The organism is uncultured Vibrio sp., from assembly GCF_947488985.1.
Lineage (GTDB): Bacteria > Pseudomonadota > Gammaproteobacteria > Enterobacterales > Vibrionaceae > Vibrio.
This window is the reverse complement of sequence record NZ_CANLBV010000176.1, coordinates 1-3,236: the sequence shown is the minus strand read 5'-3', so window position 1 is coordinate 3,236 and position 3,236 is coordinate 1. Positions and strand designations below refer to the sequence as shown.

The 3,236-nt window shown below is 46.6% G+C and carries 1 protein-coding gene; it reads left to right on the top strand.

Annotated elements, in window-relative coordinates:
* Positions 1-3,236: tandem-95 repeat protein (locus Q1A70_RS19375; RefSeq protein WP_299697567.1), on the top strand; the 3,236-nt coding region annotated here is incomplete at both ends.

Sequence of the window (3,236 nt, the reverse complement as noted above, 5' to 3'; positions counted from 1 at the left end):
ACCGCAAACGAGGATGGCTCGTTTACCATCACGCCAGATGCAGACTTCAATGGCGACATCGACCTAAGCTTCGATGTATCCGATGGCACAGAGACCGTGCAAGCGGGCGTGGATTTAACCGTAAATCCGGTGAATGACATTCTAGTTGTTGCTCCAAGTATGTACCACATCGAAGAGGATGGTAGCATCCTCTTTACTCAAGAAGACCTGTTAAGTGGTGCTACTGATATTGATGGTGATGACCTAACGGTTACGAGTGTCAATTACTCCGGTGATGAAGGCACAGTAACAGATAACGGCGATGGTACGTTCAGCTTTGTTCCTGAAGAAAATTTCAGTGGTGACTTACAGCTTAGCTTCACCGCTACGGATGGTACCGCTGAGGTTGAGCAAGATATCAGTGTCCACATTGAGGCTGTAGCGGATGCTCCGGATCTTGTAATCACTGACGGTGATGGCGTCAACGTTGACGACCAAGTCCTTTTGGTTGAGCCCGGCGGCATTGTTGAGTTGAACATCGCAGCAGCGTTGGTTGACCAAGATTTGTCAGAAACATTAACCGTTACGGTAGATGGTGTGCCTGAAGGCTCAGTCATTCAATACGATAATGAAGGTGTTCTGAATGACCAAGATAACGGTATTACCAGTTATAACGATACAGAAATCACAGTAACGTTTGAGGGTGAGACGGCTGGCTACCAAAATGCAGCGGGTTACTACAAGGTCGACGAAGACGGTAATATCACCGGGGTTGAAGTTGTTTACGAAAATGCCTCAGAAGTTGGTGGTGGCGGTGACCTCGTGCCTGGGCAAGATCAATTTACTTTCCAAGTCGAGGAAGGTGAAAGCTTCAATCTGTTCTTGATTCCGAATGGTAATAACTTCAATGATTTTGATGCCATGCAGGAAGGTCAATACGAGTTCCGTGACGCAGATGGTTCCCCTGCGACTATGGATACTGTTGATCCGCAATTGGTATTTGTTGATGCCAATGGCTCAGAAACTGTGGTTCAAAGTCAGTTTGGTGATGCCGTGTTCCATGGCGGCTCAAGCACTGACTTGAATCAAGATGGTATTGAGCATACTCGTACTACTGTCAACGAAGATGGTGAGTTGGTTTACGGTTTTGAAGATTTGTATGGCGGCGGTGATGCTGACTACTCTGATTTCAATTTCACTATTGATGTCGGTGAGGTCAACAGCCAAATCTATAGCGGTGAAGTCACTGTTGGGCCTGATGGCACGGTCAACCTGCCAACAACAGCGATCGAAAACCAACTGCAAATCCAGTTACCAGAAGACTTTAACGAGGAATTTGAAGTCAACGTGAGTGCAACCGCAACGGAGTTATCGAATGACGACTCTGAAACGGTTTCTCAAACTATTCACATTAATGCGACTGGTTCGCATATTGAACATGTCCCTGAGGCTCTACCTGTATCAGCGACAGTTGAAGAAGATGGTTCAATCATCATTACGCAAGAAGACCTATTGGCGAATGCTCGCGATTTGGATGGTGATCAACTTACGGCTCTGAACCTAGCTACCGATGATGATAGCGTAAGCATCTCCGATAACGGTGATGGTACATACACATTAACGCCAGACGCTGACTTCAATGGTGATGTTACCTTTACGTTTGATGTATCTGATGGTGATGATGTTGTATCTACCAACCTAGAGCTAACGGTTTCACCGGTCAATGATGGACCAGAAGCGCAAGACCAAGCGTTTACCGTTGCTGAGGATGGCGTACTCACGTTCAATGACCAAGACCTATTAACGGGTGCAACGGACATTGAAGGGGACGACCTAAGTGTTGACGGTGTCATTTATACCGGTACTGATGGTGTCCTAACCGACAATGGTGATGGTACATACAGCTTTGCACCAAATGAAAACTTCAATGGTGATGTTAACTTTACGTTTGATGTTTCAGATGGTACCGACACGGTTACTGCTAACATTGATGTCAACGTGACACCAGAGAACGATCCACCAGTTGCGGGGAGCACGTCTTACACAGTTCATGAAGACAACTCGATCACTATCAGTAACGAACAATTACTAGCGAACTCTTCAGATATTGAAGGTGAAGTAGCGATTGATAGCGTAACTTACAGTGGCAGTGACGGTGTCCTTGAAATCAATGGCGACGGCACATATACCTTCTCTCCAAATGAGAACTTCAACGGCGAAGTTAGCCTAGATGTAGTTGTTGTCGATGAAGACAATGTCGCTGAATCGACTACCGCTGGTATTACCGTTCTTGAGGTGAACGATCCACCGGTTGCTGGTCCAACGTCATACACTATTGACGAAGATTCTGTGCTGACTTTCAATGAGTCTCAAGTTCTACTCAACGCATCAGATATTGAAGGCGATGTTGAACTTGTAGAGATCAACTACGACGGCCCTGATGGTATCTTCTCTATCAATGGTGACGGTACATGCAGTTTCGCTCCGAATGAAAACTTCAACGGCCAAGTGCAGTTGGATGTGACTATTCAAGATGAAGACGGTACTCAGGTTGATACCTACATTACGGTTGATGTCTTGCCTATTAACGATGTTCCAGTCTCTGGCGAGCTAGCTTACAGTATTGAGGAAGACGGCTCGATTACCTTGAGTCAAGAGCAACTTCTCTCTCAAGCTGACGATGTAGAGGGCGACGACCTTACTGCATCTAACTTGCTGGTTGATGGGGATGCAACGGTTACGGCTAACGACGATGGTAGCTTTACCATTACGCCGGATGCGAACTTTAACGGTGATATCGATCTAACGTTTGATATCAGTGACGGTACCGATACGCTTGTCGCGACTGCAGATCTAACGGTCAATCCAGTTAATGATTTACCACAACCACAAGATCAAACCTTCAGTATTGGTGAAGACGGTATCTTGAACTTCACTGATGAAGACTTGCTTACCGGTGCGACCGACATTGATGGTGATGACCTGTCTGTTGAAGGTGTTACGTATACGGGGGCTGATGGTGTTCTTACTGATAACGGGGATGGCAGCTACAGCTTTGCACCAAACGAGAACTTCAATGGTGATGTGAACTTCAGCTTTGATGTATCAGATGGAACGGATACAGTTCAAGCCAACATTGATGTGACGGTCACCGACGTCAACGACGCGCCAGTGGCGGGGTCGACGTCTTACCAAATGAACGAAGACGGCACCATCACCTTGAGCCCAGAGCAGTTGATTGCCAACAGCTCGGATGT